Source organism: Vibrio sp. YQ_11, assembly GCF_043103065.1.
Classification (GTDB): domain Bacteria; phylum Pseudomonadota; class Gammaproteobacteria; order Enterobacterales; family Vibrionaceae; genus Vibrio; species Vibrio parahaemolyticus.
Genome location: NZ_JBICJM010000037.1, coordinates 1 through 5336 on the forward strand (window position 1 = coordinate 1; position 5336 = coordinate 5336).

At 44.1% G+C, this 5336-nt stretch carries 2 protein-coding genes, 8 tRNA genes and 1 rRNA gene; 4 read left to right on the plus strand and 7 right to left on the minus strand.

Going from position 1 to position 5336, the window contains the following annotated elements:
• Positions 1-90 precede the first annotated feature (90 nt).
• From ACF8EG_RS15595 to ACF8EG_RS15610, 4 genes are all read left to right on the plus strand, one after another.
• Positions 91-166, plus strand: a tRNA-Thr gene (locus ACF8EG_RS15595).
• Between the two features lie 57 nt (positions 167-223).
• Positions 224-340 (plus strand): 5S ribosomal RNA (gene rrf, locus ACF8EG_RS15600).
• Positions 341-371: 31 nt separating this feature from the next.
• Positions 372-448: transfer RNA gene (locus ACF8EG_RS15605), tRNA-Asp, on the plus strand.
• Positions 449-1009: 561 nt separating this feature from the next.
• Positions 1010-2446, plus strand: a complete 1437-nt coding sequence (locus ACF8EG_RS15610) for an NAD-dependent succinate-semialdehyde dehydrogenase (protein ID WP_161618657.1) — start codon at positions 1010-1012, stop codon at positions 2444-2446.
• A gap of 135 nt (positions 2447-2581) precedes the next feature.
• On the opposite strand, the gene ACF8EG_RS15615 is transcribed toward ACF8EG_RS15610, so the two are convergent.
• The 7 genes from ACF8EG_RS15615 to ACF8EG_RS15645 form a co-directional block, all read right to left on the minus strand.
• Positions 2582-2657: transfer RNA gene (locus tag ACF8EG_RS15615), tRNA-Asn, on the minus strand.
• 15 nt (positions 2658-2672) lie between these two features.
• A tRNA-Thr gene (locus ACF8EG_RS15620) sits at positions 2673-2748 on the minus strand.
• 39 nt (positions 2749-2787) lie between these two features.
• Positions 2788-2863, minus strand: a tRNA-Asn gene (locus ACF8EG_RS15625).
• 21 nt (positions 2864-2884) lie between these two features.
• Positions 2885-2960: transfer RNA gene (locus ACF8EG_RS15630), tRNA-Thr, on the minus strand.
• 51 nt (positions 2961-3011) lie between these two features.
• Positions 3012-3087, minus strand: a tRNA-Phe gene (locus ACF8EG_RS15635).
• Between the two features lie 234 nt (positions 3088-3321).
• Positions 3322-4947: a methyl-accepting chemotaxis protein gene (locus tag ACF8EG_RS15640; RefSeq protein WP_069505160.1), complete on the minus strand. Its 1626-nt coding sequence runs from the start codon at positions 4945-4947 to the stop codon at positions 3322-3324.
• 272 nt (positions 4948-5219) lie between these two features.
• Positions 5220-5295, minus strand: a tRNA-Asn gene (locus ACF8EG_RS15645).
• Positions 5296-5336: the final 41 nt, after the last annotated feature.

Genomic DNA, 5336 nt, shown 5'->3' on the forward strand with positions numbered 1-5336 from the left:
GTTTTTTCCTTTTTAAAAGGCGAAGACAAAAGTTAAGAGAGCCCGTTTGTAAAAGCGGGCTTTTTTAGTCCTCACGGACACAAATAATGTGCTGATATGGCTCAGTCGGTAGAGCGCATCCTTGGTAAGGATGAGGTCCCCAGTTCGATTCTGGGTATCAGCACCATTTATTATTTGTTTTATGTTTTAAATTAAAGCCTAAAACAAAATGTAAAGAATTTTACTTGGCGACCATAGCACTTTGGACCCACCTGACTTCCATTCCGAACTCAGAAGTGAAACGAAGTAGCGTCGATGGTAGTGTGGGGCTTCCCCATGTGAGAGTAGAACATCGCCAGGTTCTTATTTAGACTCCAGAGTCTAACCAGTGCGGAGCGGTAGTTCAGTTGGTTAGAATACCGGCCTGTCACGCCGGGGGTCGCGGGTTCGAGTCCCGTCCGCTCCGCCACTTATTTAGAAAGCCTTGCTAGAAATAGCAAGGCTTTCGTCGTTTAAGGCCAAGTCATTTTCCCCTTCAGAGAAACTAATTCCGTTTCAGTGCTCGGTACTTATTCCAACCCTTGTAGTCCGGCCATTTATACGGAATCTTCATTCGCAATAGCGATGCTCTCTCATCTACAAGCACCTGTCTTTGCCTATCTGTATTCTAGGCATATACAAACTAATTTGACTCATTTTGGTTTGCTTAAGAAGAATAAGCTTTATGGCTTTGTTGATTCATTTAGTCCTAGCCTAAAAGCTTTGGTTTTCATTTGTGTCTTGAGTCTAGATTCAGTTTAGTTAGTATTTCGTTGCCATATCATCATGTTGAGACTCGAAGTTATCAAATGAGTCTCGCATTTATGCAATCTTTGAATTTTCGAACTGGCTTGCTATGTGATCCATTCCTAGTCCTTATACTCACGGCTTTTTCGCTTGTTAATGTCAACACTGTCAGAAAACTTTGTTTGCTTTGCTGATTTCTACTAGAAGGATTACCCTAAAAGGAGTTCTCGTAGGAGTTAGTCTGGTGATGCAACAAATAAAAAATGAAACCTTAAAAGAAGTATTTAAACAATGGGCTTCCGACGACGGAGTTGTGGTCATCAACCCTGCAACTGAGCAAGAGTTAATTCGCTTGAAACCGAGTTCAATTGAAGAGTTGGATTGCCTCATTGAAGCGTGTTCGGCTGAACAAGTTCGATGGGCTAAGTTGAGTGCGAAAGAGCGATCTAGCTGTTTGAAAAACTGGCATCAATTGTTGATGGAACACGCTGAAGATATAGCGACCATTATTACATTGGAACAGGGTAAGCCATTGTCTGAAAGCCGCGGGGAAGTGAGCTACGGGGCATCTTTTGTAGAGTGGTTTGCAGAAGAGGCTAAACGAGCTTATGGCGAAGTTATCCCAGCTCCTGCTGTAGATAGACGTTTATCTACAATTAAACAGCCTGTAGGCGTGTGTGCTGCGATTACACCGTGGAATTTCCCTATTGCTATGATCACACGAAAAGCGGCACCTGCGTTAGCTGCTGGATGTGGGATGATCATCAAACCGTCCGAATTGACCCCTCTGACCGCACTAGCGGTTGTTGAACTCGCGTATCAGGCTGGTATCCCTAAGCCGCTTTTACCTGTTGTTATTTCTGAACAGGCCGCTGAGTTTGGTCAGGTGTTATCGATGGATCCTAGGATCAAGAAGATTTCATTTACGGGTTCGACTCGCGTCGGCAAAATTTTGATGAAGCAGGCTAGTGAAACTGTTAAAGCGGTATCGATGGAACTTGGAGGTAACGCTCCGTTTATTGTTTTTGAGGATGCTGATTTGGAATCAGCTGCTAATGGGCTTATCGCGTCCAAGTTCCGTAATGCAGGGCAAACGTGCGTGTGTACAAACCGTTTATATGTACATCAAAATGTCAAAGAGCGCTTTATGGAAAAAGTGCTCGCGAAAATGATGGAGCTAAATGTTGGGAATGGCTTGGAGTCTGGTGTGACAGTTGGGCCAGTGATCACCATGGCTTCTAAGCATCGTCTGGAGGCTGTTATTGATCAGGCGTTACAAGAGGGGGCTACCATTGCTAACCGTCCTCAAAAGCTCGCAGGGCGCTTTATGGAGCCTGTAATTTTGGATAATGTCGATCAAGGCATGGCTATCGTGCAGCAAGAGTTGTTTGGGCCAGTATTACCCGTATTAACATTTGAAGATGATGAACAAGTGTTAGCAATGGCCAATGATACTGAGTATGGCTTAGCTTGTTATTTCTATACCGATAGCCTTAAACGAATTATCAAGTTCACTGAAGGCTTGGAATACGGAATGGTTGGTGTGAACGAAGGTATTATCTCGACAGAAGTTGCGCCATTTGGTGGTATTAAAGAGTCAGGTGTTGGGCGTGAAGGCGCGAAACAAGGGCTCGATGAATACCTAGAGACGAAATACATATGTCTTGGTGGCTTAAACTGATCTTTGGATGAGAGTGCAAAAGAGAAAGCTGGGTTTCTAAACCTGGCTTTTTTGTTTATAGAGCAAAGAGGAGAGAAGGGTGTATTTCTTCCAGATGCAAAAAAGCCGCATCAAGTGATGCGGCTTCTTCTAATATGGCTCCCCCTACTGGACTTGAACCAGTGACCTGCGGATTAACAGTCCGTCGCTCTACCGACTGAGCTAAGGAGGAACAAATTTTAATAAGTGGTGCCGACTACCGGAATCGAACTGGTGACCTACTGATTACAAGTCAGTTGCTCTACCTACTGAGCTAAGTCGGCACATTTTCATTAACAAGTAATTAACTTGCCAATTGAAAGTGGCTCCTCCTGCTGGGCTCGAACCAGCGACCTGCGGATTAACAGTCCGTCGCTCTACCAACTGAGCTAAGGAGGAATTGTCTTTTCTAAGAATAAATGGTGCCGACTACCGGAATCGAACTGGTGACCTACTGATTACAAGTCAGTTGCTCTACCTACTGAGCTAAGTCGGCGTACCGTTATTCTTTATATTGTTCGTGTTAGACACCAACAATTTTAAATTGTGGTGCCCGGAGGCGGAATCGAACCACCGACACGAGGATTTTCAATCCTCTGCTCTACCGACTGAGCTATCCGGGCGACGAGGTGTATTAAAAGGCTTTTCGGCTTTCAGGTCAACAATAAAATTTAAATAAAATATCGTTTGATGAAAATGTGCTCGGAGTGGGCTGTTTTTATGCGTTTTAAATAGGGATACATCATGTTTTAAGCTTTTCTAAGAAAGAAATTACGAGCTTGTTTGCTAAATAAATGCGACGAAAACAAAAAAAGCACGTTTGAAAACGTGCTTTTTAGTGAACAATTGACTTTAAACTAGTGCTTTACGGAGAACTTATTCACCCATCCTTCCAGTTCATTTGCCAAAGAGGCCAAACTTTGGGTGCTCGATCGGCTCTCTGTTACCACTGAATTTAGCTTACTTCCGCTCTCTTCAATCAGATTTATGCGGTGTGCAATGTCATCACTGACTTGCGTTTGCTCAGCTGCTGCCGTCGCAATTTGCTGACTCATTGCTGTGATAGATTCAAGCGCGGTAACGATCTGTTGGAGAGCTTCTGATGCATTCATCGATTCAGTTACTGTGCTTTCACTTGTTTCCGCACAGATTTCCATTGTATGAATGGCATTGCGAGAGCCTTCTTGAAGATTCGAGATCATGTGTTGGATCTCTTTTGTGCTGTCTTGAGTTCGACCTGCAAGATTACGCACCTCATCTGCTACTACAGCAAAGCCTCGTCCTTGTTCGCCTGCTCGGGCTGCTTCAATTGCAGCGTTCAAGGCTAATAGGTTGGTTTGTTCCGCAATATCCCCGATTACATCCAGAACTTTCACGATGTTGTTTACATCTTGATCGAGATCGGCAACCGCTTTACTTGCAGTATTCAGCTGAGTCGCAAGACCTTGGATGTTATCTACCGTACTGTGGATCAGTGATTGAGTGTGCTGACTTTGTTTATCTGCTTCATCGGTATTACGTGCTGTGTCACTAGCAGAGCTTGCCACATGGTTAGCGGAAGAAGCCATTTCTGTCATCGCTGTTGCAATCATTGCGGTCGATTGCTGCTGAGAAACGGTAAGATCGGCGATGGAATTTGAGCGCGACTCTACTGCTGATAGCTCATCGCGTAGAGCGTGCATCGATTGTTCAAGGTTAGTCACCATGGTTGCCAATGATTGGCTCATATTCTGAACCGCATGGTAGATACTGCCTTTTGGAGCGACGGTATCAAAGCTAGTTTGGATGTTACCTTGTGCAACCGCTTGAACCGCTTCTCGTACATCGTTAGGTTCACCTCCTAAGAGATTGAGCATTTTGCGAATTGAGATGATCAAGCCTCCAAGAATTGAACCTGCGATAACCAGACACAGCATAAGCTGCCACTGTGCTGTCGACCAAAAACGTGCATTCACTTCATTAAAGCCAATACCTGTGCCGACAACCCAACCCCAATGTGGTGTTTTTTCTGCTATTGAGTGTTTTTCTTCAATGCTGCCGTCGGCCTGTTTTTGGCTCCAGGTATATTCAACAATCTGACCTGTTTTGCGACCCAAAACATCTAGGATGAGTTGGCCTACGCTATTACCGCTGCCATCTTTAAAGTCATGGAAACTGGTTCCGTGTAGTTGAGGATCTAGTGGTGCGGCAATAAACATCATATTTTCGTCCGCCACATAAACGTACTCGTTGTCTTTGTAGATGTTGTTACGCAGTAGGCGTGTTGCGAGTGCTTTTGCTTCCTCTTCAGGCATCTTGCCTTCAACTGCCATTTTTTCTACTTCAGTCAGAATGCTGTATGCACTCTTGAATAGCTCAGTTACTCGAGCTTTGTTATCGAGGTTACTTGCGACGCGTAAGGTCCATAAACCTGTAGCGGTCAAGGCTAGCAAAGCTAACAGTATGATCGCGGATAATAAGTAGGCTTGAGTTTTTAATTTCATATTTGGCTCACAAAATGTGTCATTGCTATGCAAAGCATGGCTTATGTCAATAATCTAATAGCCGACGCATCTTATTGAAGAAGTGGTATTACGCCTACAAGCACGTATTGAAACTATGATGAGGATTAAATTTTTAGCGTGAAATAAGTATTTTTGAAGAGGGGATTTAATATTCGGTGATGTTTGGATATGAAGTGCGAAGCAAAGGAATATTAAAATGGAGAATAGGGCAGATGCAAAAAAGCCGCATCAAGTGATGCGGCTTTTTAAATTGGCTCCTCCTGCTGGGCTCGAACCAGCGACCTGCGGATTAACAGTCCGTCGCTCTACCAACTGAGCTAAGGAGGAACTATTCTGTTTGTGTCTTGCCATTCAGCAAGTGCACCAAA